This is a genomic window from Kitasatospora sp. NPDC029312 (assembly GCF_055569215.1).
This window is the reverse complement of sequence record NZ_JBVHXY010000006.1, coordinates 98,545-122,479: the sequence shown is the minus strand read 5'-3', so window position 1 is coordinate 122,479 and position 23,935 is coordinate 98,545. Positions and strand designations below refer to the sequence as shown.

At 71.8% G+C, this 23,935-nt stretch carries 24 protein-coding genes, 1 tRNA gene and 1 pseudogene; 9 read left to right on the top strand and 17 right to left on the bottom strand.

The window, feature by feature from the left end:
• The first annotated feature begins 99 nt into the window (after positions 1-99).
• The 3 genes from ACZ4WV_RS07795 to ACZ4WV_RS07785 all read left to right on the top strand — a co-directional run bounded on the left by ACZ4WV_RS07795 (position 100) and on the right by ACZ4WV_RS07785 (position 2,177).
• On the top strand, positions 100-366 hold the full coding sequence (locus tag ACZ4WV_RS07795) for an Atu4866 domain-containing protein (RefSeq protein WP_465743907.1): 267 nt from the start codon (positions 100-102) through the stop codon (positions 364-366).
• A gap of 108 nt (positions 367-474) precedes the next feature.
• Complete coding sequence (locus ACZ4WV_RS07790; RefSeq protein WP_465743905.1) at positions 475-1,233, top strand: SDR family NAD(P)-dependent oxidoreductase; 759 nt, start codon at positions 475-477, stop codon at positions 1,231-1,233.
• 167 nt (positions 1,234-1,400) lie between these two features.
• On the top strand, positions 1,401-2,177 hold the full coding sequence (locus ACZ4WV_RS07785) for an SDR family NAD(P)-dependent oxidoreductase (RefSeq protein ID WP_465743903.1): 777 nt from the start codon (positions 1,401-1,403) through the stop codon (positions 2,175-2,177).
• A gap of 21 nt (positions 2,178-2,198) precedes the next feature.
• Here the strand turns inward: ACZ4WV_RS07785 and ACZ4WV_RS07780 are convergent.
• The 6 genes and pseudogenes from ACZ4WV_RS07780 to ACZ4WV_RS07755 form a co-directional block, all read right to left on the bottom strand.
• Positions 2,199-2,701: pseudogene (locus ACZ4WV_RS07780) on the bottom strand (IS5 family transposase); the annotation flags it as partial.
• Between the two features lie 7 nt (positions 2,702-2,708).
• Positions 2,709-3,140, bottom strand: a complete 432-nt coding sequence (locus tag ACZ4WV_RS07775; protein ID WP_465743902.1) for an SDR family oxidoreductase — start codon at positions 3,138-3,140, stop codon at positions 2,709-2,711.
• A gap of 344 nt (positions 3,141-3,484) precedes the next feature.
• Positions 3,485-3,561, bottom strand: a tRNA-Met gene (locus ACZ4WV_RS07770).
• Between the two features lie 206 nt (positions 3,562-3,767).
• A complete protein-coding gene (locus tag ACZ4WV_RS07765) occupies positions 3,768-4,478 on the bottom strand; it encodes a histone deacetylase (protein ID WP_465743900.1) in 711 nt (236 codons plus the stop codon).
• 189 nt (positions 4,479-4,667) lie between these two features.
• Positions 4,668-6,044 (bottom strand): UDP-glucose dehydrogenase family protein, encoded by a 1,377-nt coding sequence (locus ACZ4WV_RS07760; protein ID WP_465743898.1) that lies wholly within the window; start codon positions 6,042-6,044, stop codon positions 4,668-4,670.
• 400 nt (positions 6,045-6,444) lie between these two features.
• On the bottom strand, positions 6,445-7,296 hold the full coding sequence (locus tag ACZ4WV_RS07755) for a ribosome-inactivating family protein (RefSeq protein WP_465743896.1): 852 nt from the start codon (positions 7,294-7,296) through the stop codon (positions 6,445-6,447).
• 146 nt (positions 7,297-7,442) lie between these two features.
• Here ACZ4WV_RS07755 and ACZ4WV_RS07750 point away from each other — a divergent pair, with 146 nt between their 5' ends.
• Entirely contained in the window at positions 7,443-7,610 is a 168-nt protein-coding gene (locus ACZ4WV_RS07750) for a hypothetical protein (protein ID WP_465743894.1), read from the top strand.
• Between the two features lie 262 nt (positions 7,611-7,872).
• Entirely contained in the window at positions 7,873-8,523 is a 651-nt protein-coding gene (locus ACZ4WV_RS07745; protein WP_465743892.1) for a DUF4232 domain-containing protein, read from the top strand.
• A 62-nt stretch (positions 8,524-8,585) separates the two neighbouring features.
• Here ACZ4WV_RS07745 and ACZ4WV_RS07740 read toward each other — a convergent pair whose 3' ends face one another.
• The 4 genes from ACZ4WV_RS07740 to ACZ4WV_RS07725 all read right to left on the bottom strand — a co-directional run bounded on the left by ACZ4WV_RS07740 (position 8,586) and on the right by ACZ4WV_RS07725 (position 12,065).
• Entirely contained in the window at positions 8,586-8,972 is a 387-nt protein-coding gene (locus ACZ4WV_RS07740) for a DUF397 domain-containing protein (protein WP_465744056.1), read from the bottom strand.
• Positions 8,973-9,391: 419 nt separating this feature from the next.
• Positions 9,392-9,772 (bottom strand): CBS domain-containing protein, encoded by a 381-nt coding sequence (locus tag ACZ4WV_RS07735; protein ID WP_465743889.1) that lies wholly within the window; start codon positions 9,770-9,772, stop codon positions 9,392-9,394.
• Positions 9,773-9,967: 195 nt separating this feature from the next.
• Positions 9,968-11,521, bottom strand: coding sequence for a DEAD/DEAH box helicase (locus tag ACZ4WV_RS07730; RefSeq protein ID WP_465743887.1), 1,554 nt, complete (start codon positions 11,519-11,521; stop codon positions 9,968-9,970).
• Between the two features lie 340 nt (positions 11,522-11,861).
• A complete protein-coding gene (locus tag ACZ4WV_RS07725) occupies positions 11,862-12,065 on the bottom strand; it encodes a cold-shock protein (RefSeq protein WP_030918248.1) in 204 nt (67 codons plus the stop codon).
• A gap of 501 nt (positions 12,066-12,566) precedes the next feature.
• On the opposite strand from ACZ4WV_RS07725, the gene ACZ4WV_RS07720 reads away from it, so the two are divergent.
• On the top strand, positions 12,567-12,794 hold the full coding sequence (locus ACZ4WV_RS07720) for a hypothetical protein (protein ID WP_465743885.1): 228 nt from the start codon (positions 12,567-12,569) through the stop codon (positions 12,792-12,794).
• Between the two features lie 62 nt (positions 12,795-12,856).
• Here ACZ4WV_RS07720 and ACZ4WV_RS07715 read toward each other — a convergent pair whose 3' ends face one another.
• From ACZ4WV_RS07715 to ACZ4WV_RS07685, 7 genes are all read right to left on the bottom strand, one after another.
• The gene (locus ACZ4WV_RS07715) at positions 12,857-13,147 is read right to left on the bottom strand and encodes a hypothetical protein (protein WP_465743883.1); all 291 of its coding nucleotides are present in this window, start codon (positions 13,145-13,147) and stop codon (positions 12,857-12,859) included.
• 140 nt (positions 13,148-13,287) lie between these two features.
• Complete coding sequence (locus ACZ4WV_RS07710) at positions 13,288-14,010, bottom strand: hypothetical protein (RefSeq protein ID WP_465743881.1); 723 nt, start codon at positions 14,008-14,010, stop codon at positions 13,288-13,290.
• A gap of 244 nt (positions 14,011-14,254) precedes the next feature.
• On the bottom strand, positions 14,255-14,821 hold the full coding sequence (locus ACZ4WV_RS07705) for a GNAT family N-acetyltransferase (protein WP_465743879.1): 567 nt from the start codon (positions 14,819-14,821) through the stop codon (positions 14,255-14,257).
• On the bottom strand, positions 14,811-16,892 hold the full coding sequence (locus ACZ4WV_RS07700; protein ID WP_465743877.1) for a penicillin acylase family protein: 2,082 nt from the start codon (positions 16,890-16,892) through the stop codon (positions 14,811-14,813). Before ACZ4WV_RS07700 ends, ACZ4WV_RS07705 begins: the two co-directional genes overlap by 11 nt.
• A 2-nt stretch (positions 16,893-16,894) precedes the next feature.
• Positions 16,895-17,761, bottom strand: a complete 867-nt coding sequence (locus ACZ4WV_RS07695) for an ABC transporter ATP-binding protein (RefSeq protein WP_465743875.1) — start codon at positions 17,759-17,761, stop codon at positions 16,895-16,897.
• Positions 17,762-17,799: 38 nt separating this feature from the next.
• Complete coding sequence (locus ACZ4WV_RS07690; protein ID WP_465743873.1) at positions 17,800-18,831, bottom strand: FecCD family ABC transporter permease; 1,032 nt, start codon at positions 18,829-18,831, stop codon at positions 17,800-17,802.
• A complete protein-coding gene (locus ACZ4WV_RS07685; RefSeq protein ID WP_465743871.1) occupies positions 18,828-19,934 on the bottom strand; it encodes a FecCD family ABC transporter permease in 1,107 nt (368 codons plus the stop codon). Before ACZ4WV_RS07685 ends, ACZ4WV_RS07690 begins: the two co-directional genes overlap by 4 nt.
• A 175-nt stretch (positions 19,935-20,109) precedes the next feature.
• Here ACZ4WV_RS07685 and ACZ4WV_RS07680 point away from each other — a divergent pair, with 175 nt between their 5' ends.
• From ACZ4WV_RS07680 to ACZ4WV_RS07670, 3 genes are all read left to right on the top strand, one after another.
• Positions 20,110-21,159 carry an ABC transporter substrate-binding protein gene (locus tag ACZ4WV_RS07680; protein ID WP_465743869.1) on the top strand — a complete coding sequence of 350 codons (1,050 nt, stop codon included), beginning with the start codon at positions 20,110-20,112 and terminating at the stop codon, positions 21,157-21,159.
• A 7-nt stretch (positions 21,160-21,166) separates the two neighbouring features.
• Positions 21,167-22,207 (top strand): siderophore-interacting protein, encoded by a 1,041-nt coding sequence (locus tag ACZ4WV_RS07675; RefSeq protein WP_465743867.1) that lies wholly within the window; start codon positions 21,167-21,169, stop codon positions 22,205-22,207.
• A 146-nt stretch (positions 22,208-22,353) separates the two neighbouring features.
• Positions 22,354-23,928 carry a pyridoxal phosphate-dependent decarboxylase family protein gene (locus ACZ4WV_RS07670; RefSeq protein ID WP_465743865.1) on the top strand — a complete coding sequence of 525 codons (1,575 nt, stop codon included), beginning with the start codon at positions 22,354-22,356 and terminating at the stop codon, positions 23,926-23,928.
• The last annotated feature ends 7 nt before the right edge of the window (positions 23,929-23,935 follow it).

Here is a 23,935-nt window from a genome sequence, read left to right as displayed (position 1 = left end):
TGCCGCACCCAGGCAGCACACGTCCTGGTTGATGGCCGCCGACCTGCCCAGACTCGGTGGAGCGGGAAGAACCGCGCTGTTCGAGGAGAGGAGTGGGCCATGGCCGGGACCGTTGGGGGCGAGAACGTCGACGTGGTCGGGATGTGGGTGACCGCGGATGGTCACATCCGTCAGGAGCTGCTGCCGGACGGCCGGTACGACGAAGCCCGCGGCTCGCGGGCCAGCGCGTACACCGGCCGGCACACGGTGACCGGCAGCCACCTGGACTACGTCGACGACACCGGCTTCACCGCCACGGGCGACATCCGGGACGGAGTGCTCTACCACGAACACCTCGTGCTCTACCGGGAACAGACGTCGTCGTAGACCAGGCCGGGGCCCGGCCCCCTCACGGGGGGCGAATTCGCCGTCGGCGGACCACGAAGTCCCGACACGGCAGTCAGTCAGCATCACCGAGAATCAAGGATCGTATCGATGACAGGACACCGACTTGACGGCAAGGTCGCACTGATCACGGGCGCGTCCGGCGGCCTCGGAACGGCGACCGCCGAACTCTTCGCCCGCGAAGGTGCCCGGCTGGTGATCACCGATGTCGCCGAAGGCCCCCTACGGGACCTGTCCCAACGGATCGGGGCACGCGGCGCGGAGGTCGTCGCTGCCCGCCTCGATGTCTCCTCCGCGCGGGAGTGGGACGAAGTGATCACCCTCGTACGCGACCGGTTCGGCACGCTGGACGTGCTCGTGAACCTCGCCGGCATCCTGGACTGGCCGGGCATCGAGGACACCCGGGAAGAGACGTGGGACCGCGTCATCGACGTGAACCAGAAAGGCACCTGGCTTGGCATGAAGGCCGCGATGCCGCTGCTGCGTGCCAGCGGCAACGCGTCGGTGATCAACACGTCGTCCGTACTCGGCCTGATAGGAAGCGGTGCAGCTGCGGCCTACCAGGCGTCCAAGGGAGCCGTGCGCCTGCTGACCAAGACCGCCGCGGTGGAGTACGCCCGGCAGGGAGTACGGATCAACTCGGTGCACCCCGGGGTGATCGCCACACCGATGATCCAGGAACTCCTGGACGACCAGGGCGACCAGCAGCCGGACATCCAACGCACCCCCATGCGCCGAGCCGGACGCGCCGACGAGATCGCACCCGCGATCCTCTTCCTGGCCTGCGACGACTCCTCGTTCGTCACCGGCTCGGAGCTGGTGGTCGACGGCGGGCTCACCGCGCACTGAACAGCCCGGCCGGGCGACGTCCACGACGGCCTGCCGTGAACGCAGCGCCCCCCGTGAGCGCCTCAACGGCTCGGCCCGCCCGGCCCGTTCACCGCGCCACCGCACGGCGCTTCAGGTGCCCTGCACCGGCGCCCGCCCTCACACTCACCTTCCCCACGGAGCGCACCATGACACCTGCAACTGCGTCCGCCGAAGTACCCGAATCCGCCGAGTTCGCTGGGAAGAACGCCCTCGTCACCGGGGCCGCGCGCGGGGTGGGCAAAGAGACCGTGGCGCTCCTCCACGCCCGCGGTGCCCGCGTCGTCGCCGTCGACCTACGCCCCGATGTCACGACTCTGGCGGACGAATTTCCCGGGGTACTCGCGATACTCGGCGACATCACGCAGGAAGAGACCGCCGCCCGCGCGGTGCGATCGGCCCTGGACACCTTCGGAGGACTGGACGTCCTGGTGAACAACGCCGGACGCACCCTGAACAAGCCCATCACCGAAACCACCGCCGAGGACTGGGACGCCGTGATGGCGGTCAACGCCCGCGGCGCCTTCTTCTGCGCCCGCGAAGCCTTCCGGGCCATGAAGAGCCGCGGCGGCGGCGCCATCGTCAGTACCGGCTCTTACACCTGCACCGTCGGCCTGCCCGAAGGCGCCGCCTACAGCGCGTCCAAGGGCGCTCTGGCCCAGCTGACCAAGGTGCTCGCCCTTGAGGGCGGGCCACTGGGCATCCGCGCCAACCTCGTTGCCGCAGGGGTCATCGAGACCGACTTCCTCGACACGATCCGGTCCGACAGCCGTGCGTACCTGGCGTCCTTCGCCGACGCGCAGCCCCTGGGCCGAGTCGCCCAGCCCGAGGAGATCGCGGAGGTCCTGTGCTTCCTCGCCTCGCCACGCTCGAGCTTCATCACCGGAGCGGTGGTTGCCGCTGACGGCGGCTTCACCGCGGTCTAAGGCATGTCTGACAAATGACCATCTGGCTGGCTCGCGGAGCCAGAGGATCAGGGAGGCCAGGACGACTCCGGCGCGGTAACGGTCGGCGAGCTCGTCGAATCTGGTCGCGATCGCCCGGAACCGCTCAAGGCGGGGCGAAGCATCGTTCGACCATGTTCCGGTTACGGTAGATCTCCTTGTCGAACGCCGGCGGGCGGCCGCCGAGGCGCCCGCGGCGTCGGCGGTTGCCGGCCTGGTCACGGCGTTCGGGGATCGTGGCCGCGACGCCCTGGCGCCGCAGCAGGTGGTGGATCGCCCTGCTCGAGTATGACCTTATCCGCGTAGGATGTCTTGTCACCCAGCACGCGATCCGGTGTCGTGCGCGGGCGGCCTGTGGCGGAACGCGGGATGCGGATGCCGTCGAGGACCTGGCCGAACGCGGTGGCGTCGTTGACGTTGCCGGGTGTGAGCACGATCGACAGCGGCAGGCTGCGACCGTTGACGGCGAGGTGGGCCTTGGTGGTCAGCCCGCCTCGGTACCTGCCCTCAAGGTCAGGGGGATAGGAGGTCGCGCATGCGGGTCCGTTCGGCCCGGGAAACCGCGGCGGGGCGTCCGGCCGTCATACCACCGTCGACTGCGAGATCCTGCCCGGTGACCAGGCGGCTGGCGTCGCCGGCGAGCCACAGTACTGCCGCGGCGATGTCGTCGGTTCGGACGGTGCCGGGGAGCGGTTGGCTGGAGTCCAGCAGTGGCTTGAACGCTTCGGCCACTGACGTGGCCGTGGCGTCAGCAGCCGATGCCTCGGCTCCGGAACCCTTGGCGAAGATGCCCGTCGGCACGAAACCGGGGGACACGCTGTTCACGCGGACCTCGTGCTCACCCAGGTCCACTGCCGCGCACCGGGTGAGGTGGAGCGCCGCGGCCTTGGCGGTCGAATAGTCCAGGCCGGACCAGCCGGCGATCTTCCCCGCCAGGCTCGCCACGTTGATGATGCGAGGGGTCAACCGAACCGATAAGGCCGGGCTTCGGCGTGTTCACACAGGGCCGATGCGCTGTTTCAGACGCGCGATGGGCTGCTCGGGCCGGTGACGCCCACAGGTGTGTCGGCCGGCCCTGCGCCGGTCATTGGCGGTTCCGAGTCCTGGTCCGCAAGGAACTCGCCTGAATACGCCTGCCCTGCTGACGGGGCCGGTAGAAGCAGCGGTTCGCACCCGCCAGTCGGAGCATCGTCACGGCCGACCTCGGGAGCCGAGCATGGCACAGGGAGCGGCAGTACAGCGGAGAAGCCGAGGGGCGGACGCGCAACGCGTCCGCCCCTCGGCATTCGTGGTAGCGGGGACAGGATTTGAACCTGCGACCTCTGGGTTATGAGCCCAGCGAGCTACCGAGCTGCTCCACCCCGCGTCGGTGAGTGCGACTCTACGGCATCAGCCGTTGATCACAAACTCGGCGTCTGAGTGGCAGTCCGGGGAAGACGCGGGGCGCGCACCGGCCGCGCGCGTGCGGACGGCTTGCCCACACCCGGGGCTGCCGCGCCTTCGGCCGAAAAACCGGCGGAAGGACGCGGAGTCCACGGCGCCGGGCGGTCGATACAGAGGGCGTTGGAGCTGTCACGGCAGTACCGGTGCGGGGTGCAGGGCCTGCAGCACGGTGTCCGCGGTCCAGCGGCCGGTGGCGCCGGGCCGGGTGGCGAGGTAGGCGCAGGCCTGCTCCAGGCTCCAGCCGTGGGCCTCGACCAGGCCGGCGGCGAAGTTGGCGAGGTAGGCCGCGCAGGGCGCGTTGAGATCGGCGTCGGCGAGCGGCCAGGGGGCGGTGAAGGTGAACACCGGGACGCCGTCGATCGCGCCCGGGCACACCAGTGTCTCGTAGCGGCCGGGGCCGAGCCGGTCGTGGCCGAGCGCCAGGGCGCGGGTGAGGTCGAGATCGGTACCTGGGTGCCGGTGCATCTCCTGGGCGGCGATGTCGGCGAACTGGCCGGCGGTGACGAGGTAGGCGCGTGCGGGCATCTCGCCGTCGGCGGCCGGGTCGTAGAAGCCCATGCCGCCAGTCCACACCTTCGACTCCAGGGCGAAGTACAGCACGCCGGGCAGCAGCACCGGCAGCGTCCGTGCGGGCAGCCGGCGGTCGCGGCAGCCCGGATAGGTGCGGGCGCGGCCGGGCGGCCGGCCGCCGACAATGTAGTGAGCAAGCCGGTCGGCGTGCATGTTCGACCCGTACGCCGCGTACCACAGCTTCCTGCCGAGGAGCGGCGTCTCCGACAGCGGCTCCGCACGGCGGGCCTGCAGCACGGAGGGGGCAGCCGCGGTGGTGATCTCCTTCATATCGCGGAAGTCAGCCGCCGTTTGACGCATCGTTGCGTCGATTCGGCGACTGCGGCCGCTCCGGGGCCGCAGGTGAGTCGAACGCTGAAACCCGCCGCCGGGCTGCGCACCGCTGACACCGACGGGCACCCTGCCGTCGGCCACCCCGGCGTCGAGATCCCCGGCCGGCCCCGCCGGGAGACCACGGCCCTACTCAACGCCATGGTCGGGAGGTTCGAGGAGCAGATCGGTGGAGGGACGCGCCGGCGACATCTCGGGGTGGCCAGGACTGGTGGGATGTCTGGTGCCGATGCTTCGGTAGATCAGCGGCAAACCAGTCAATCGTTCGAGCGGGAGGCAGTTCTTCGCGTCGATGACGACCGGGTTGGGGGTGAGCAGGGTAATGAGTTCCGACCAGTCGGCTTCGATGGTCTGGGGCCATTCGGTGAGGACGACGGCAGCCTGAGCACCCTGGAGCGCGGTGCGCAGGTCGGTGCAGGGGCGGGTGCCGGGAAAGAGGTGGCCGAGTTGCTCTTGGCTCATGGCTGGATCCCAGACGCTGACGTCGGCAGTGATCTCCTGTAGTGAAGGGATGACGGTTCGGCTGGGGGCTGCCCGCAGATCGTCGCTCCACGGCTCGTAGCGCACTCCGAGGACGGCGATGCGGCTGTGCGGGAGCATGTCGCCGAGTTCGGCGCGCAGCAGGTCGCTGACGACCCCGATCTGGTCATGGTTGACCTTGATGGCAGCGTTCAACAGGGGGGTGGGCCGGCCGCGGTCGCCGGCCCAGCGGGCCAGGGCGGCGGTGTCCTTGGGCAAGCAGGAGTCACCGAAACCGACTCCGGGCTGCAGGAAGGCGTGCCCGATGCGCGGATCGAGGCCGACGGCCTGCAGTACCCGGTCGATGTCCAGCTCGGCGGTGTCGCACAGGCGGGCGATCTCGTTGGCGAAGCTGATCTTGGTGGCGAGGAAGACGTTGGCTGCGTACTTCGCCATCTCCGCGGTGGCCGGCGTAGTCACCACCCAGGGGCAGTCAAGGCCTGCGAACAGTTCCCGTAGGGCGGGAAGGACGGCGGCCGACCGATGGCCCACCACCAAGCGGGACGGAGCTGCCCAGTCGTCCAGGGCGCTGCCTTGGTTGAGGAACTCGGGGTTGTAGGCGTAGCGGTCGCCCAGGTGCGGATGCGCGCGAAGCAGCCGGTCGCTGGTGCCGGGCAGCACCGTCGACTTCAGCACGATCAGCGGTCCCGGCGCCAACCCCGCCGCTTCCGCGACCGCTGCCTCGACCTGGGAGAGATCAGCGGAGCCGTCGGCCGCAGGCGGGCTGCCCACGGTGATCAGAACAACATCGAAAGGATCCCTACGGTGCGCATCCGCCAGGTGGGAGGCGAAAGCCAGCCGCCGTGTCCGCAGAGCGAGAGACAGCTCGTCCGGCAGCCCGGGCTCATAAACCGGGCTGCGCCCCTCTTCCAGCACCCGCAGGCGCTCCGGATCCTGTTCGATTCCAGTGACCTGATGCCCCTGCCGGGCCAACGCAACCACACCAGTGATGCCGACGTATCCCAGCCCGACGACCGCCACCTTCATACGCGATGCTCCTGCCGCTCGACACTTCTCCCCGGGGGGCGCGGTTGTGTCTTCCAGCCTGGGCGCTTCGAGTCGTTCACGGCCACTGGCCGAAGGCATTAGGGGGACGCTGGGAGGTGGGCGCGGGAACCAGGCCTCTCGCAGACGGCAGCTATCCGGATGGGCGGGAGCGTGTGGACGTGTCGGTTGGTCGGTCCGCGTTGTTGCACCTGGGGTGGGCTCCTTCTTTTCTGGCGTCCGGCGTGGCCGGCGCGTGCCCGCTCAAAGGTGGGCTGGGGGGCGGTTCCATGGTCCACCTCGACAGGCCGGGGTCGGTGACCGTGCAAGGGACGGCGGAGGCCCGGCGCCGTGGTGGTGCCGGGCCTCCGGGAATGTCAGGTCGCCAATTTCCTGCGGGGGATCAGAGTTGGGCGACGGAGCCCATCACCTCGACGAAGGAGAGCCGGGTGCGCAGGTCGTTGAAGTTGCGGACGGTGTTGCCGAAGAGGTTGAGGTAGGAGGAACCGTTGCGGCGGACGTCGTGGGCGAACCGGGAGATCTCGTCCCACTGGTTCTCCAGCCCGGCGAGGTCCCGGCCGAGCGGGGTCTCGTTGTGGTTGTAGATGTTGTTGTAGACCTGGGAGAAGATCGGGCCGAAGCGGGCCGCCTCGGAGAACGCCTGGATCATGAGCAGCAGGGACGCGCCGACGCTGTTGTTGTAGCCGGTGGCGTGGCCGAGCACGTAGGCCGCGTTGTAGAGGGTGGCCGGGGTGATCCGGAGGTTCTCCCGGTTGTTGCCGCCGGGCAGGCTGGTGTAGTTCCCGGTCCGGACCAGGCTGCGGGTGCCGACGCCGAGCGAGGCCCCCATGTCGCGACCGTCGGCGAAGGAGAAGTGGTGCCGGCCGGAGGCGGCGTCGCCGCCGTACGGGGCGTAGAAGCCGGCCAGGTAGAGGTTGTCGGCCCAGAAGTAGAGGGAGACGAGCTCGTTGCCGCCGGTGTCGCGGATGCGGATCTGGACGATCCGGGAGGGGTCGGTCGTGGTCTGCATGACCGCGTTCTCGTGGGTGGCGTTCCCGTAGGAGTTCTGGTGCAGGCCGTCGACCGCGTGGTAGTACCGCGCGGCGTGCTCCTGGCCGCCGTCGGTGACCCGGGAGATGTCCCAGTCGACGATCCGGTAGTTGGTGGCCGACGCGGTACCGCTGAGACCGGTCACCAGCCCGAGGGCCAGGGCGACGCAGATCAGCGCGGAGTGCAGCTTCTTCAGCGGGTTCACAGGATTCAGGGGTTCCCGTCAGGTGGATCGGGGCCTGGTAACGGCCCGTTCGGTGAGGTCGGCTCAGCCTAGGAGCCCGATCCATACCCCCTCGTTCCGATAGCGCACACGTCATCACCTGTGCGCGCACGGCCAGGGCCCCGGCCGTGCGCGTGTTCTACGAGGACACCCCGGACTTCTACCGGTACCTCAGCAGCCGCCTCGCGTATCTGGAGGGCATCCGGGGCTACGAGATCAGTGTCCGGGCCCGCCGCCTCAAGCACGCTGCCTCCCTCATCCACCACGGCCGGCTCGTCCACCCGGCCCTCGCTTGACGCGGACGCATCCCGGGTCAAGATCCGCTCGGTCACGGGTCTGTCCCAGCGGGCGGCGGCCGCGTCGGGGCAGCGGGAGTGCGGCGAGAACCGGTGCCGCCTGGGCTCGGGGCCGTATGGCGGGGATAAGGAGCCCGTCGTACGCGCTCCTTCGTGTAACAGCACTGTCCTGACCGGAGGTTGGGCGAAACGGTTCGCCCGGTGCGGTTGTCCTGCTCACCAGAAACCCGGCCACTGCCACCCCGAACCTGAGGAAGAAACGATGCGCGTTCACAAGCTGACCCTCGCCACCCTGCTCGTTGCCGCCGGTCTCTCCCTCACGGCCTGTCAGAACGACGACCTCGACGGCCCAACGGCGGCGAGCACGCCGACCGCCACCACCGCGCCCACCAAGGCGGCCCCGGGCGGCAACTCGGCCCCGGCCCCGGTGAGCTCGGCTCCCGGCGGGAAGGCCACGACCGGCGGGACCGGTTCCACCGACACCGGCAAGGGCGGCAAGTGCCGGACCGACGACCTCACGATCACGGCCGCCGACCGCACCATCGACGGCGATGCCCAGCGCACGGTGGTGGTCGAGCTGAAGAACCACAGCGGCCACGACTGCTCGATCAGCGGGTACGCCGGTGTCGACCTGAAGACCAACGCGGGCTCGATGTCGGCGGAGCGCTCCGGCGAGCCGGCCGTCCCGGGCGTCCTCAAGAACGGGAAGTCGACCTTCTTCGGCATCAGCTACCCGGCCCACAACACGGGTGGCACCGGCCTGCGTCTCACCGGCCTCGTGGTGACCCCGCCGGACGAGACCAAGTCCGTCACCCTCCAGTGGCCGGGCGCCGGCTCACTGCCCGCCACCGACGCCCCCGGCACCCCGGTGAAGATCGGCCCGATCGGCAGCGCCGGCCAGGGCGGCCAGTGATCGGCGCGTGCCGTGTCAGCTCACCGACCCGCCGCCGGAGGGGCGGTGTCGGGAAGCCCGGGTCAGACCGCGGCGGTGGCGGCGAGCGATACGAATGCCTTCCGCGCGGCGGGCTCGAAGGCCGGCTGGGGGCCGCTCTTGTCCTTGGAGTCACGGACGAGGACGGCGGCGGTCGTCTCGGCGACCTCGACGCAGGCTGTCCCCTCGTTACCGCTGTAGCTGGTCTTTGCCGGGGGCCGGGGCCGTCCTGTACGGGCCCCGGACGGGCCTTCCCCGGCCTGCTGGCCCTTGTCCGACGCCCGGAGACTGCGCCGGTCCTGGCTCGGTCCGGCGGGGGTTCGTCGGTGGCCGGTCGTTGGTGGGCGCCCTGGCCGCCGGTTCCGCTCGCGTCGCTCCGCCTGGGCCGCGCCGTTCTGGTCCGGGCCCGCGCCGGCATCAAGACACCTCAGGGATCCAAGGCGTCAAGCCGATGCGGTGAGCGGCTATGTAGCCTGTCGTCCCGTTCGGACAGATCGGGGGCTGGGAAGTGGACGCCGGACAAGGGCATGCGGGGGTTGAGCTCTCCGAGGGGCCCTGGCGGGACTGGGACGTTGTGGCCTGGGACCGCGGGCAGTTCCGACTCGCTGCGGGACCACGACCTCACCTATCACCACGATCTGGAGGTGGTGTTCGGCGACCCGCTCTTCGTCAGTTGCCCGGCGGCGTTCCGAGATCCTCTTTTCCGCGCACCCACGTGCGAGGAACTGGCGACAGTCACGGATCTCCTTGGTGAAAGGCCGCCCGTACTGGTCGCCTTCGAGGCGGACGCTGGCGGGACGGGTAGCCGGTTCCGGTTCGCACCGCGACGTCCTGGTCCCGGGGCGGGGTCCTAGAAGCTGAGCAGGCCGATGACGTGGCCGTCGTGGTCCACGACAGGCCACGCGTCCAGGCTGCGGGAGCGCATGGCGGCGGCCGCGGTGGCGGCGGGCATGCCGATGGTGGCGAACGGCGCGCGGTCGAAGATGATGTCGCGCACCGGGGTGCGCTCGGTGTACCAGGACCGGGCCTGGAACGGTGCCAGGTGCAGGCGGGTCAGCAGCCCGGTGCAGCGGCCGTCCTCGTCGCGGACCAGCAGGTGGTCGGCGCCGGAGCTCTGCAGGATGTCCATCGCCGTGTCGACCATGACATCGTCGCTGATCTGCAGCTCCGGGTGTCGCATGAGGTCGCCGACCGTGGCGGTGGTCGCGGGGTGTTCGAGGGTGATGGTCATGGGCTGACTCCTTCGTCTCTTCCGCCGGGTGCGGCGGTGATCGGGGCACGGGCGGTGGGACGCGGGTGGGGGTCCGCCGCAGCGGGGCGCGGTGCTGCTGACGGACTGCGGGTGCGGCCGTCGCGGGAAACCGCTGCCGCCGAGGCGGCGAACCGCCCGGGCCCGGCGCGCACCGCGCACAGGGCCCGGCGGGTGCTACGCGGCGAGGGCGACGCGCTGGGGCGCGCGGCGACGGTCGGAGGAGCGCCGGTTGTGGCGGCCGGAGGCGGCCCGGGTGTCGCCGGCGGTGGAGGCGGGGCGGCTGCGGCGGCCGCGGCTGGTGGACGGGCTGCGGCGCGGCCGCTCGACGACGGGGTCGGCGATCACGGTGGGGATGCCGGTGGGCACGCGGGCGCCGGTGATGCGGGCCAGGTCCTCGTCGCCGGCGCTGACCCTGGTGGTGACGGGGGTGATGGCGGCTGTGGTCATCATGCGGGCCATCTCGCGGCGCTGGTTGGGCAGCACGAGGGTGACGACGGTGCCGGACTCGCCGGCCCGGGCGGTGCGCCCACCCCGGTGCAGGTAGTCCTTGTGGTCGCCCGGCGGGTCCAGGTTGACGACCAGGTCCAGACCGTCGACGTGGATGCCCCGGGCGGCGACGTTGGTCGCGATCAACGCGGTGACCTGGCCGGTGCGGAACTGCTCCAGGGTGCGGGTGCGCTGGGGCTGCGACTTGCCGCCGTGCAGCGCCGCGGCCTTCACCCCGTTCGCGAGCAGTTCGTCGACCAGGCGGTCCGCGCCGTGCTTGGTGTCGATGAACATGATCACCCCGCCGTCGCGGGACGCGATGTGGGCGATCGTGGCGCTCTTGTCGAAACTCTGCACGTGCAGCACGTGGTGCTCCATGGTGCTGACCGCTCCCGCGGAGGGGTCGACGGAGTGCGTGACCGGGTCCTTGAGGAAGCGCCGCACCAGGCGGTCGACGTTGCGGTCCAGGGTCGCGGAGAACAGCATCGTCTGGCAGCCTTCGGCGACCTGCTCAAGGAGTTCGGTGACCTGCGGAAGGAAGCCCATGTCGGCCATCTGGTCGGCCTCGTCGAGCACCGTGATGCCGACGCCGTCCAGTTGGCAGTCGCCGCGCTGGATCAGGTCCTTGAGCCGGCCGGGGGTGGCCACCACGACGTCCGCCCCGCGGTTCAGCACCTGAGCCTGGCGACCGATCGACATGCCGCCCACCACGGTCGCCATCCGCAGGCGCACCGCGTGGGCGTAGGGGGTGAGGGCCTCGGTGACCTGCTGCGCGAGCTCACGCGTGGGGACCAGCACCAGCGCCAGCGGGCGGCGCGGCTCGGCCTTCCGCCCGGCGGTGCGGGCCAGGACGGCCAGGCCGAACGCGATGGTCTTGCCGGAGCCGGTGCGGCCTCGTCCGAGGACGTCGCGGCCGGCCAGCGAGTTCGGCAGCGTCGCGGCCTGGATCGGGAACGGCGAGGTGACGCCCTGGCGGGTCAGCACCGACAGCAGTGCCCTCGGCATGTCCAGCTCGTCGAACGCTTCGACGGCCGGCAGTGCCGGGGTGGTGCTCACCGGCATCGCGAACTCCCCCTGCGGGGAGGCCGCCTGACGCGCGCCCCGACCCGCGGATTGCCGACCGCCGGCAGGCCGGCCGCCGTAGAAGGAGCTGCCGCCGGAGCGGGAGGACGCGGAGGAGCGGGAGGATGCCGAGGAGCGAGAGTTGGCGTTTCGGTACGAGGAGCGACTGGAGGGGTTCATGGGCAACCTTCCTGGGGCGGCACGTCGCGCGGCGGCTCCGCGGCGCGGGGCGCCGGCAGGAGATCGCAAGTCAACGGGCCGAAGTGCGGGGAGCGGGGCGTGGACGGTGAAACCGTGCGGCACGTCACCTCAGGCCGGAGATCCTCGAACTGTGGGATGTCACGGCAGGGCGCCGATCCGGACGCGACGCTGTGCGTCTCGCGTGGGGATGGCCGCCGGTGGCGGAGCCAGGGGCCTGAACGGCCGGGGATGTGCGTCGTGGCGCAATGCCGAGGGGCCCGCACCGTGCATGTACGCGGTGCGGGCCCCTCGCTGCTAGGCGGGTGCCTTGACAGATGAACTACAGCGGACGAATGTTCTCGGCCTGCGGGCCCTTCTGGCCCTGCGTGACGTCGAACTCGACCTTCTGGCCCTCGAGCAGCTCACGGAAGCCGTTGGCGTTGATGTTCGAGTAGTGGGCGAAGACGTCGGGGCCGCCACCCTCCTGCTCGATGAAGCCGAAGCCCTTTTCCGCGTTGAACCACTTCACAGTGCCATTAGCCATAAAGAAATCTCCTTCAAGGGGCTGTCCGAAGCACGCACAGCGCGGGCTCCGAGTCGCCGCGATGAGCACCCACCCGGAAAAGAGCCGGGAAACGAAAATGCGCCTGCGGAACATCAGCAGGCGCACACAAAGTTCATGGGAACCACTACTGCAACTAAGGAGACTCTAGCAGACCGCGGCCTGCCGTGGTGGATATTTCGCTCCCGGTTCCGCGGGAGCCTCCCCCAGGGGCGCCGGACCCGAGCCGACAGGGCCCATCAACCGGCCTGGTGGCCAAGCTGGTTGAAGGTACACCGCACCCCATCGGCGCCAAGATCTCCCCGGGAGGGCGTTCTCGCGACCGGGGTGTCTCGGCGGCTTCGACAGCCTCCTCGAACGCGACTTATCAAGCCCACCGCACATTCCAGGGGAGGGCCGGACGGCGTACACGGCACTCCAGCCCCGAAAACGTATGCGCCGGAAAGACCCCGCGCCCGCGTTTTCTGGCGCATACTAGGGGAAATGACGAAATCTGCAGCAGTCCGCCGCCACCTGCCCACCAGCCCCTTCAAGGTCCGAGTGGAGGCGCCGCGCAAGCACTTCAGCGTCGGCGACCGGGTCTGCCACGACAGGTACGGCCTCGGCCGGGCCATCGGCGTCGAGGGTGACAGCGACATCGCGGTCCTCGTCGACTTCGGATCACGGCAGGAACGCATCACCCAGCCGTACACCGCGATGTTCAAGCTCTGAGCGATTCACGGGAAGGCTGTGCGACCTGTGTTCGGGCAGGCGGTCCGGATCGGTCCGACAGGCTAGTCCACGCGTCGCAGCCAGTGGGCCGCGATGTGGCCCAGGAGCAGATAGACAACGGCGGGAATGCCGTAGTTGAGCAGGGTTCGCAGCCATCCCTGGGAGGGGATGAACAGGTCGTGGGCCCACGTAGACAGCCAGTCGGCCGCCGCGTGGACCCAACGCGCCAGGTCGTTCGAAGGATTGGCGTTCAGCACGTACAGGACGATCCACAGTCCCAGGATGCCTGCGACGATGTCGGCGAGCACCACGACCGCGCGGGCCGTGTCCGCCCCTCGGTATCTGACATTCATGCCTGACGTGTAACCGGTATCGGCGCGAGCAAACCGATGGGGACGTCAAGCAGATTGCGCTGCAACGGAGTTGACCGAGGTGTGTCGAAGGGTTGGTGACACGGTCCGGTGCCGACCGGGGCGTCGGCCGGGCTTGGGGCTCAGAAGGCCACGTTGACGCAGGCCAGCTTGGCGCCCGCCTTGCCGGCCGAGCCAGCGGCGGTCTCCGTCTTCATCGCGTGCAGGACGACCGACTTGGGTGCCCGGCCGTCGGAGAAGTCCCAGGGCTGCTTCGTCCAGACCACCGCGTGGCCCTGCGCGTCGGTCTGGAAGTCGAGCCAGATCTCGTTGGTGGGGTTGGCGAACTGCGGGTCGGTCGAGGCGCCCTTCGGGTCGGGGTTGTGTTCGAAGTGCCCGCCGGCCGCGTCGCCGGTGGCGCCGCAGGCGTTGACGTGCGCGTGCGAGCCGTAGACCGTGTTCGGCAGCAGGCCACCGACCTCCATCTTCACCAGCGTGGCCCCACCGGTGGCGAGGACCTGCACGGTGGCCTTCGCCCCCGCCGGGACCTTCGCCGCGTCGTAGGTGGCCGCCGCCGGGCTCGCCGCGAAGTCGCCGAAGGCGGCGACGGTCTTGTGGGCGGCCGTCAGGTCGGCCTTGGTGTCGCCGTCGGTCATCGCACCGTGCAGCGCCATCCCGGGGGCCATCTGGCCGTCGGCGGACATGTCCATGGCCATGCTCGAGTGCGCCGAGGCGGTCGACGGCGAAGCCGGGACGGCAACGCTGGAACCGCCGGCCGCCGGGGAGGCCGAGGGGGAACTGCAGGCGGCGAGCAGCGGCGCGGCCGCGAGAACGGCGGCGGCGAGAACGATGGCACGGCTCTTCACGATCAGGTGACCTCACGTTTCGGTACGGGGAGCGGCGCGCAACGCATCGGCGCTGCCGCCGACCAGGCACACGCACCGCCGACGTCCCGGGTTCACCACCGATTACCGCCCGGACCGTGACCGGCTGCTGCGCCTGCTCGCCGATCGCGCTGGCGCGAGGCTGACAGTCCTGTTACCGGAACAAGGCCGCGCGCCGTGTGGCGTGGGGTTGCGGTGGCGTTGGCCGAGGGGGCGGGGGTGCTGGTCACGGGGTGGTGGGGCGGGGGAGCGTGAGGATGCGGGCGCGCTTCTGGGGGAGGGCGACTTCCGGGCCGAGGTGGAAGCCGCTGCGGAGGAGGCGGGCGATCGACTTGTGGTTGTGGGTGTCCGGTTCGGCGATGATGCGGCGGACCGAGGGGTCGGCCAGGAGGAAGTCGAGGAAGACGCCGACCAGGGTTTGGGTGTAGCCGGGGCGGGGGGCGCCCTGGGCGGGGCCGATCAGGAGGTGGATGCCGAGGTCGCCTTCCTGGACCGGGTAGTGGTCGCCGAGTGGGTCGTGCTGGGGCTGGTAGGTCTGGAGGAGTGCGGCCGGCCGGTCGTCGTGCAGGACCAGGTAGGCGTGGTGGGTGGTCAGGGAGTCGACGAAGGCGTAGACGTCCTCGACCTGGCGGCGAGTGTGGCCGACCATGCCCCAGAACCGGGCGCGGTCCTCGGTCACCCAGCCGTGCACCACCTCGGCGTCGCCGGCCGGGTCCAGCGGGCGGATCCGTACGGTGCCGAAGCCGGGGACCGTCCGTTCGTGGCCGGCGGTGGCGGGCTGGTCAGTCCTCATGGCTCTCCTTCGTGAGCTTGGCCCAGTCGGTGGTGACGGGGGCCAGTTCGCCGCTCAGCCAGAGCGGCAGTTGGTCGCGCCGGTGGCGCCCTGGACGGCCGTCGGCGCCGAGCGGGACGACCCAGCCGCTGTCCTCGCGCCGGGCCAGGTCCCAGACGAAGCGGGCGGCCGAGGCGCGGCTGCTGAGGTCGGAGATGCCGGGGACGCTGGAGGTGGACAGCACGCAGTCGTGGTCGCCCGCGAGTGCGGGCCACGGCTCGGGCTCCTCGGCGGGCAGTGCCTGCCAGGGGGCCAGGCGGTGTCGCTCGCCCCAGGTCTGCGCGGACGGTTCGCCCGCGGCGAGTTCCTCGACCGCGGCGGTGAGCAGCGCCGTGGGGTCGGTCTCGGGCAGGAGGTCGGTGGTGAGCAGGTGCTCGAGGGAGTAGCCGATCCGTGCGGTGAGCGAGAGCCAGGGGGCGAAGATCGCGGGCCGTCCGGAGGGCTCGGCGAGGGCGGCCACTTCGGGCGCGGCGGCGTAGCCGCGGACCAGGGCCGAGCGCAGCGCGGCGAAGCGGGCGGCCGGTACCGAGTCGGCCGCCATCCGCCGGTCCCAGGCGAGCAGTTCGGCGCGCAGCCGGTCGGCGGCGGGGCTGAGGTCGGTCAGGCGGGCCAGCAGGTCGAGCAGTGGTGCGGCGGAAGCCAGGTGGGTGTCCAGGTGGACGGTGGTCTGCTGCGAGCCGGTCCACGCGGTGGAGCCGGCCAGCAGCTCGGCGATCCGGTCGGCCCGGTGCGGGGCGGAGAACTCGATGCCCAGCGGCTCGGCCAGCGCGCGCTGGTTGGCCATCACGGCGTAGCCGACCACCTCGGCCCGGGGCAGCGGGTCGTGCCAGCCCCGCCAGTCGTGCTCGGACTCCCAGGCGGGGACGGGTCCGATCCGGTTCCGCGGGTGGCGCAGCGGGACGGCGCCCGCCACCCGGTGCAGCAGGCCGCCCTCGGTGTCGGCGGCCTGCACCACGTTGACCGGTTCGGCCCAGTGGTCGAAGGCCCGGTCCACGTCGGCCACGGTCCGGGCGCGCAGCAGTGCGGGCAGCGCCTCGAAGCCCAGCTCCTCGCGTACCCGGGGCGGGTAGCGCAGGCTCAGCGCCTCGTCGGGGCCGTCGGGGCCGTCCAGGCTGTACGGGCTGTCCGGGCCGCCGATCACCACCGGGCCGCGGTCGGTCTCCACGATCTCGACGGTGACCGGCGGGCCGCCCGCCACCTCGATGGTCTCGGTGTGCGCGGCGGCCGGGCGCCAGCCGTCCGGGCCGAGCGCCTCGACGCCGTCGCGGGTGCGGCGCAGGCGCTCGCGGTAGAGGTCCTGGTAGTCCGCCATGGCGTTGGTGATCGCCCAGGCCACGCCGCCGGTGTGCCCGAAGTGTCCGATGCCGGGGACGCCGGGGACAGCGAGGCCGACCACGTCGAACTCGGGGCAGGCGAGGTGGATCTGCTGGTAGATCCCCGGGGCCTCGATGAAGCGGTGCGGGTCGCCCGCGATCAGCGCGGCGCCGGTCGCGGTGCGCTCGGGGGCCAGCAGCCAGCCGTTGCTGCCGGAGGAGGTGTGGCCGTCGGTGGAGAAGAGGAGGCCGGCGCGGTCGCCGAGCAGGTCGGCGGCCCGTTCGCGCCACAGCTTGCTCGGGAAGCCGGCGAAGAGGATGTGGTGGGAGAGCCACAGGGTGAGCGGAGTCCAGTCCTCCCACCGGCCGGGGGTCAGTCCGGTGGTGGCGAACTCCGGTGCCAGTGCGGCGCCGTGGGCCAGGCCGTCGTTGACCCCGGCGACGTAGCGGCGGACCCAGGCCGCGGTGTCGCTGTCGAGCCGGGCGAAGCAGCGCCGTGCGGTGTCGGCGAGGCGGACCTGCCGGGCGAAGCGGTCCCAGTCCAGGCTGTCGGTGCCGAGGAAGGCGGCCGAGGTGCCCTGGGCGCGGTGGCGTTCGACCTCCAGTTGCCAAGCCCGGTCGGTGGCGGCGTTGCGTCCCTGGGCGTGGGCGAGCTCGAGCGGGTCGCCGGCCCGCAGGTGCGGGATGCCCCAGTCGTCGCGGAAGACCTCGACGGCCATGGTCAGTTCACCTCGGCGGCGGCGGCGACGGGAGGGACGGGCGGGGCGGTGCGGGCCGCCCGGTCGGGGCCCGGGCGGCGCGGTGCGGCGGGGACCACGAGCGGGGTTCCGGTCTCCGGGTCCTCGATGACGCGGCAGGGCAGCCGGAAGACCTCCCGAACCAGTTCGGCGGTGACGATCTCGCCCGGGGCGCCGGCGGCGACCACCTCGCCGTCGCGCATCGCGATCAGGTGGGTGGCGTAGCGGGCCGCCTGGTTGAGGTCGTGCAGGACGGCGACGAGGGTGCGGCCCTCCTCCTGGTGCAGCCGGGCGCACAGGTCGAGGACCTCGACCTGGTGGGCGATGTCCAGGTAGGTGGTGGGTTCGTCCAGCAGCAGGAGTGGTGTCTCCTGGGCGAGGGCCATCGCGATCCACACCCGCTGGCGCTGGCCGCCGGAGAGTTCGTCGACCATCCGATCGGCGAGTTCGCCGACGCCGGTGGCCACCATGGAATCCCGTACCACCCGCTCGTCCTGCTCCGACCACTGGCGCAGCAGTCCCTGGTGGGGGTAGCGGCCGCGGGCCACCAGCTCGCTGACGGTGATGCCCTCGGGGGCGATCGAGGACTGCGGCAGCAGGCCCAGGGTGCGGGCCACCCGGCGGCCTGGCAGGCCGGCGATGTCCCGGCCGTCCAGCAGCACCCGGCCCGCGGTCGGCTTCAGGGTGCGGGAGAGGGCGCGCAGCAGGGTGGACTTGCCGCAGGCGTTGGGGCCGACGATCACCGTGAAGGAGTTGTCCGGGATCGCCACGGTCAGTCGCTCGGCGATGGTCCGCTTCTCGTAGGCGAGGGTGAGCTCGCGGCCGGCCAGCCGCGGTCCGTCCTGAGTCATGCCTGTCTCTCCGTTCAGCCGCTTCGTGGGGTGTGCGCTCATATCCGGCCCGCCCGGCGCTCGGCGGCCAGCAGCCAGACCAGGTAGCCGCCGCCGAGGACGCCGGTCACCACGCCGACGGGCAGCTGGTGGCCGGCGATCAGCCGCTGCCCCGCCCAGTCGGCGGTGACCAGCAGGGCGGCGCCGGTGAACATCGAGGGCAGCAGGTTCGGGCCGGGGGCGCGGGTCAGCCGCTTGGCCAGCTGCGGCGCGGTCAGCGCCACGAAGGAGACCGGTCCGGCGGCGGCGGACGCCAGCGAGGTCAGCAGGACGGCCGCGGCCAGCAGGCCGAGGCGCAGCGGCTCGACCCGTACGCCCAGTGCGGCGGCGGTGTCGTCGCCGAGTTCCAGGGTCCGCAGGGCCCGGCCGCAGCCAAGCAGCACCAGTGGTGCGAGCACGGCCAGGGCGACCGCCAGCGGCGCGGCTTCCCGCCAGCCCCGCCCGTCCAGACTGCCCGTCAGCCACAGGACGGCGCGGGCGGCGTCCATCAGCTGGGCCCGGGTCAGGAGGTAGCCGTTGACGCCGGTGAGGATCGCGGTGACGCCGATCCCGACCAGCACCAGCCGGCCGCTGTGCAGGCCGTGCCGCCAGGAGAGGGCGCAGACCGCCGCGCCGGTGACCAGGCCGCCGGCGAGCGCTCCTCCGGCCAGTGCCACGCTGCTGCCGCCGGCCACCACCACCAGGAGCGCGCCGGCCGCCGCGCCCTGGGTGAAGCCGAGGACGTCGGGGCTGCCCAGCGGATTGCGCACCAGCGACTGGAAGAGCGCGCCGGCCAGGGCCAGCGCGCTGCCGACCAGCAGGGCGGTGACCACCCGGGGCAGCCGCAGCTGGTTGACGATGAAGTCCTGGGCGGGGGTGCCGCCGCCGGTCAGCGCGCGCAGCACCTCGGCCGGGCTGAGGGGGTAGTCGCCGCTGCCGAGCGCGAGGACCGCGACCAGCAGGGCCAGCAGCGCGCAACCCGCGCCGGCGGCCAGCGCGCGCGGACGGTAGGTCAGCGACCAGCCGCCGCTGCCGAAGCGGATCGTGCTCATGCCCGGGCCACCTTTCCGCGGCGTGCGAAGTAGAGGAAGAACGGTCCGCCGAGTACGGCCGTGACCACGCCGACCAGGAGCTCACCGGGGCGGGCCAGGACCCTGCCGAGCACGTCGGCGCCGAGCAGCAGGACAGGGGCGAGCACCGCGCAGTAGGGGAGGAGCCAGCGCAGGTCCGGTCCGGTCAGCGCGCGCACCAGGTGCGGGACCATCAGCCCGACGAAGACGATCGGGCCGCAGGCCGCGGTGGCCGCGCCGCAGAGCAGGGTGACCGCCAGGATGGCGGCGGCGCGCACGAGTGCGGGCCGGCTGCCGAGGGCCCGGGCCGTGTCGTCGCCGAGCGCGAGGGCGTTCAGCGGTCGGGCCAGCAACAGGGCGAGCACGAGGCCGACGCCGATGAAGGGCAGCACCTTGGCGACCGTCTCGGGCCGGGCGTCGGCGAGCGAGCCGACCGTCCAGAACCGCATGCGTTCCAGTGACTTGGTGTCCAGCAGCATGACGGCGCTGACATAGGAGTAGAGCGTGGCGTTGAGCGCGGCGCCGGCCAGCGCGAGCCGGGCGGGGGTGGCGCCGCGGCCGCCGCCGACCGCGTAGACCAGGACGGAGACGACGGCGGTGCCGGCGAGGGCGAACCAGACGTAGCCGTCGAAGGTGGCCACTCCCAGCAGGGAGCCGGCGGTGACGGCGGCGGCGGACGCGCCGGCGTTGATGCCGAGCAGTCCGGGGTCGGCGAGCGGGTTGCGCGTCACCGCCTGCATCACGCCGCCGGCCAGGCCGAGGGCGGTGCCGACCAGCAGGCCCAGCAGGGTGCGCGGCAGGCGCATCCGGTGGACGACGGCGTAGTCGGGTGAGGTGGGGTCGAGCAGCCCGTGCCAGACCTGTCCGGGCGCCAGCGCCTTGGCGCCGACGCCGATGCTCAGCGCGAGGACGGCGAGCAGGACCAGGAGGGCGGCCAGGAGGCCGCCGGTGCGCAGGGCGGTGCGGGCTGCCGGTCGGCGGCCGGAGTCCGGGGCATGCCGGGGGTCGGCGATCGGGGCGGCGTCGGGACCTGGCCCGGCGCCGGGGACATCTCCCTTGATCTGCGGTGACGTTGGGACGGGCACGGCTGGGCTCCGGGCTCGGCGGTGGAATCCGGGAGCGGACCGGTGGGCCTCTCCGGGACAGGAACTTAGGTTAGGTTAACCTATGTTGCACTCCGGCCCGGTGCCGCCGTCCGCCGGCTCCACGGCCCCGTCACCAGCCCTCACCGGCCCCCTTGTCATCGTGGGAGAGACCGACATGCACTTCAGAACCGCCAGTCAGCTGTCCCGTCGCGGCCTGCTCGCCGCCGGTGGTGCCACCGCCGTCGGTGCCCTGCTGACCGCCTGCGGAAGCGGTGGTTCGAAAACCGGCGCCCCGGACACCGTGCCCGGTGGCGGCTCCCGGAACGGCCCCTGGTCCTTCACCGACGACCAGCCGAAGGCGCTCACCGCCGCGAAGACCCCCCGGCGGATCGTCGCGTTCACCGGCACCGCGGCCGCCCTGGTCGACTTCGGCCTGGACGGGCAGATCGTCGGCGTCTTCGGCGAGACCAAGTCCGCGGACGGCACGGCGGACCCGCAGGCCGGCGACCTGAACGTCGACAAGGTCGAGATCCTGGGCAACGTCTGGGGCGAGTTCAACATCGAGAAGTACGCGGCCCTCCAGCCGGACCTGCTGGTGACCCACATGTACGACCCGGGGGCCTTCTGGTACGTACCGGACGAGAGCAAGGACAAGATCTTCCAGGTCAACCCGACCGTCGCGGCGATCACCGTGGCCCGGGTGCCGATGACCCAGCCGATCGAGCACTACGCCAAGCTCGCCGAATCGCTGGGCGCCGACCTGACGGCCAAGAAGGTCACCGACGCCAAGGCCCGCTTCGAAGCGGCCGCCGAGAGCGTGCGGCAGGCCGCCAAGGCGGCCGGCGGCGTCAACGTGCTGGCCTGCTCCGGCAGCGCCGACCTGTTCTACGTCTCCAACCCGGGGATCAGCGCCGATCTGATGTACTTCGCCCAGCTCGGCGTGGACATCATCGTCCCGGACAAGCCGGACGCGAGCGGCTACTTCGAGAGCCTGAGCTGGGAGACCGCCGGCAAGTACCAGGCCGACCTGCTCCTGCTCGACGACCGCAGCAGCGCCCTCCAGCCCAAGGACCTGGCCGGCAAGCCGGCCTGGGCCCAGCTGGCCGCCGTGAAGGCCGGCCAGATCACGCCGTGGAGCTCGGTGCCGCGCTTCTCCTACGCCGGGGCCGCCCCGCTGCTGGAGCGGCTGGCCAAGGCCATCCAGTCCGCCAAGAAGGTCAGCTGATCGCCTGATGGCCACCGAATCCACCGCCGGTTCCGCCACCGAATCCGCCCTCGGTCCCGTCACCGGTCCTGTCATCGGTCCCGCCGATGCCGTCACCGGTCCCGCCGCCGGCGCTGCGGCGGAGGGCGCCGTCGTGGCCGCGGACGACCCGGGGATCGTGGCCGGGCAGTTCCGGTTCTTCGACGCCCGGGTCGTGCGGACCCGCCGGCTCGGCCCCACGCTGACCCGAATCACCTTCGGCGGCGAGCAGTTGGCCGGCTTCGCCTCCGGTGGGCGGGACCAGAGCTTCTCGCTCTTCCTCCCGCAGCCGGGGCAGCCGGCCCCGCTGCTGCCGGACCGGACCGGCGACGGCTGGTACCGGCGGTGGCGGGCCGTGCCGCCCGAGCGACGGGCGGTGCTGCGCTCCTACACCATCCGTGCCCAGCGCACCGGACCCGTCGAGGTGGACGTGGACTTCGCACTGCACGGGACCGGGCCGGAGGATCCGGCCGGGCCCGCCGGGCCGGCCTCCCGGTGGGCCGCGCAGGCATCGCCGGGCGACCGGGTGGTGCTGCTCGGCCCGGCGGTGGCGGACAACCGCAGCGTGGGCTTCCGGCCGCCACCCGGTACCGACTGGGTGCTGCTGGCGGCGGACGAGACCGCGCTGCCCGCCCTGGGCGGCATCCTGGACTGGCTGCCGGCCGGAACCAGGGCGAGGGCCTGGATCGAGGTCCCGCACGCGCAGGACATCCAGGACCTGGCGAGCGCGGGCGAGGTGGAGATCACCTGGCTGGTCTGCGGCCCGGGCGGTTCGGCGGGCGACGGCGCGCTGACCGAGGCGGTGCGCGCCGCCGAATTGCCCCAGGGGGTGCCCTACGCCTGGATCGCGGGCGAGTCCGGCGTGGTCAAGGCACTGCGTCGGCATCTCGTCAGGGAGCGCCGATTCGACCGCAGAAGGGTCGAGTTCTCCGGCTACTGGCGCCGTGGTACCTCCGAGGAACAGTTGCGCTCCGAGGGCTCGGAAGGCTCCAGCAGCTCCAGCGGCTCCGAGGGCTCGGACGACCGCTGACGCGGAGGGAGCCCGACCATCGGATGAGGCCCGTCCCCAAGCCTGGGGGCGGGCCTTCGTTCTGCCCAAAACTTAGGTTAGGCTAACCTTACTTTCCAGCTTTCCCTGTGCCTCCCCCATCTCCCCGCGACCGCTGAGGACTGACCATGACCTTCCATCGACCCATCGTTGATGCCCCGTCGGCCGGCACCACGACGACGGTGGAAGGCGCCAGAAGGCACCTGTTCAACGACCGGAACCTGGCCGACTACCGCAGCTCGCTGGCCGCCGGCGTGGAGCGGGTGGCCGACCGGATCGCCCGGGCCGACCGCCCCTTCAGCGGAACGACCCCGCAGCGGCTGGCCCCCGAGATAGCCGGCATCGACCTCGACCGCCCGCTGGAGGACCCCGCCGCCGCGCTGGACGAACTGGAGGACGTGTACTTGCGGGACGCCGTCTACTTCCACCACCCGCGCTACCTGGCCCACCTCAACTGCCCCGTGGTCATCCCGGCGCTGCTCGGCGAGGCGGTGCTCAGCGCCGTCAACTCCTCGCTCGACACCTGGGACCAGAGCGCGGGCGGCACCTTGATCGAGCGCCGTCTGATCGACTGGACGGCCGGCCGGATCGGCTTCGGGGTGGACGCCGACGGCGTCTTCACCAGCGGCGGAAGCCAGTCCAACCTCCAGGCCCTGCTGCTGGCCCGCGAGGAGGCCTGCGCCACCGCCGCGCCCGCCACCGCCGCGCCCGCCGCCGACGTGCCTGCCGCCCGCCACGAACTGCTGCCGAAGCTGCGCATCCTCGCCTCCGAGGCCGGCCACTTCAGCGTGCAGAAGTCCGCCGAGCTGCTCGGCCTCGGCATGGACGCGGTGATCACCGTGGCGACCGACCGCAGCCGGCGGATGGAGCCCGCCGCCCTCGCCCGCGAGCTGGAGCGCTGCCGCCGCGAAGGCCTGCTGGTGATGGCCGTGGTCGCCACCGCCGGCACCACCGACTTCGGCACCATCGACCCGCTGCCGGCCGTGGCCGACCTCTGCGAACGGGCCGGTGTCTGGCTCCACGTGGACGCCGCCTACGGCTGCGGCCTGCTGGTGTCGCCGACCCGCCGACGGCTGCTCGACGGCATCGAGCGGGCCCGCTCGGTGACCGTCGACTACCACAAGTCCTTCTTCCAGCCCGTCAGTTCGAGCGCGCTGATCGTCCGGGACAGCGTGCTGCTGCGGCACGCCACGTACCACGCGGACTACCTCAACCCGGCCCGGATGGTCGAGCAGCGGATCCCCAACCAGGTGGACAAGTCGCTCCAGACCACCCGCCGGTTCGACGCCCTCAAGCTCTGGCTGACCCTGCGCATCGCGGGCGCGGACGCCATCGGCGAACTCTTCGACGAGGTGGTGGACCGCGCGGCGGCCGCCCACGACCTGCTCACCGCCGACCCGCGGTTCGAGGTGGTCACCCGCTCGCAGCTGTCCACCGTGGTCTTCCGCTACCTGCCGGCCGACGGCCCCGACCCCGACCCGGCCGACCAGGCCTACCTGGCCGACCAGGCCAACCTGTACGCCCGCGAGGCGCTCGCGGCCTCCGGTGAGGCCGTGGTCGCCGGCACCAAGGTCAACGGCCACCACTACCTCAAGTTCACCCTCCTCAACCCCGAGACCACGCTCGCCGACATCGCGCACGTGCTCGACCTGCTGGCCCGTCACGCGCAGCACCGCCTGCGTGAGCTGACCGCCGCCGCCTGAGACCACC

What these genes read in the sequence shown, in the direction of transcription:
- ACZ4WV_RS07795 (WP_465743907.1), top strand. Translation starts at nt 100, where the DNA reads ATGGCCGGGACCGTTGGGGGCGAGAACGTCGACGTGGTCGGGATGTGG.
- ACZ4WV_RS07790 (WP_465743905.1), top strand. Translation starts at nt 475, where the DNA reads ATGACAGGACACCGACTTGACGGCAAGGTCGCACTGATCACGGGCGCG.
- ACZ4WV_RS07785 (WP_465743903.1), top strand. Translation starts at nt 1,401, where the DNA reads ATGACACCTGCAACTGCGTCCGCCGAAGTACCCGAATCCGCCGAGTTC.
- ACZ4WV_RS07765 (WP_465743900.1), bottom strand. Translation starts at nt 4,478, where the DNA reads ATGAAGGAGATCACCACCGCGGCTGCCCCCTCCGTGCTGCAGGCCCGC.
- ACZ4WV_RS07760 (WP_465743898.1), bottom strand. Translation starts at nt 6,044, where the DNA reads ATGAAGGTGGCGGTCGTCGGGCTGGGATACGTCGGCATCACTGGTGTG.
- ACZ4WV_RS07745 (WP_465743892.1), top strand. Translation starts at nt 7,873, where the DNA reads ATGCGCGTTCACAAGCTGACCCTCGCCACCCTGCTCGTTGCCGCCGGT.
- ACZ4WV_RS07735 (WP_465743889.1), bottom strand. Translation starts at nt 9,772, where the DNA reads ATGACCATCACCCTCGAACACCCCGCGACCACCGCCACGGTCGGCGAC.
- ACZ4WV_RS07730 (WP_465743887.1), bottom strand. Translation starts at nt 11,521, where the DNA reads ATGAACCCCTCCAGTCGCTCCTCGTACCGAAACGCCAACTCTCGCTCC.
- ACZ4WV_RS07725 (WP_030918248.1), bottom strand. Translation starts at nt 12,065, where the DNA reads ATGGCTAATGGCACTGTGAAGTGGTTCAACGCGGAAAAGGGCTTCGGC.
- ACZ4WV_RS07720 (WP_465743885.1), top strand. Translation starts at nt 12,567, where the DNA reads ATGACGAAATCTGCAGCAGTCCGCCGCCACCTGCCCACCAGCCCCTTC.
- ACZ4WV_RS07715 (WP_465743883.1), bottom strand. Translation starts at nt 13,147, where the DNA reads ATGAATGTCAGATACCGAGGGGCGGACACGGCCCGCGCGGTCGTGGTG.
- ACZ4WV_RS07705 (WP_465743879.1), bottom strand. Translation starts at nt 14,821, where the DNA reads ATGAGGACTGACCAGCCCGCCACCGCCGGCCACGAACGGACGGTCCCC.
- ACZ4WV_RS07700 (WP_465743877.1), bottom strand. Translation starts at nt 16,892, where the DNA reads ATGGCCGTCGAGGTCTTCCGCGACGACTGGGGCATCCCGCACCTGCGG.
- ACZ4WV_RS07695 (WP_465743875.1), bottom strand. Translation starts at nt 17,761, where the DNA reads ATGACTCAGGACGGACCGCGGCTGGCCGGCCGCGAGCTCACCCTCGCC.
- ACZ4WV_RS07690 (WP_465743873.1), bottom strand. Translation starts at nt 18,831, where the DNA reads ATGAGCACGATCCGCTTCGGCAGCGGCGGCTGGTCGCTGACCTACCGT.
- ACZ4WV_RS07680 (WP_465743869.1), top strand. Translation starts at nt 20,110, where the DNA reads ATGCACTTCAGAACCGCCAGTCAGCTGTCCCGTCGCGGCCTGCTCGCC.
- ACZ4WV_RS07675 (WP_465743867.1), top strand. Translation starts at nt 21,167, where the DNA reads ATGGCCACCGAATCCACCGCCGGTTCCGCCACCGAATCCGCCCTCGGT.
- ACZ4WV_RS07670 (WP_465743865.1), top strand. Translation starts at nt 22,354, where the DNA reads ATGACCTTCCATCGACCCATCGTTGATGCCCCGTCGGCCGGCACCACG.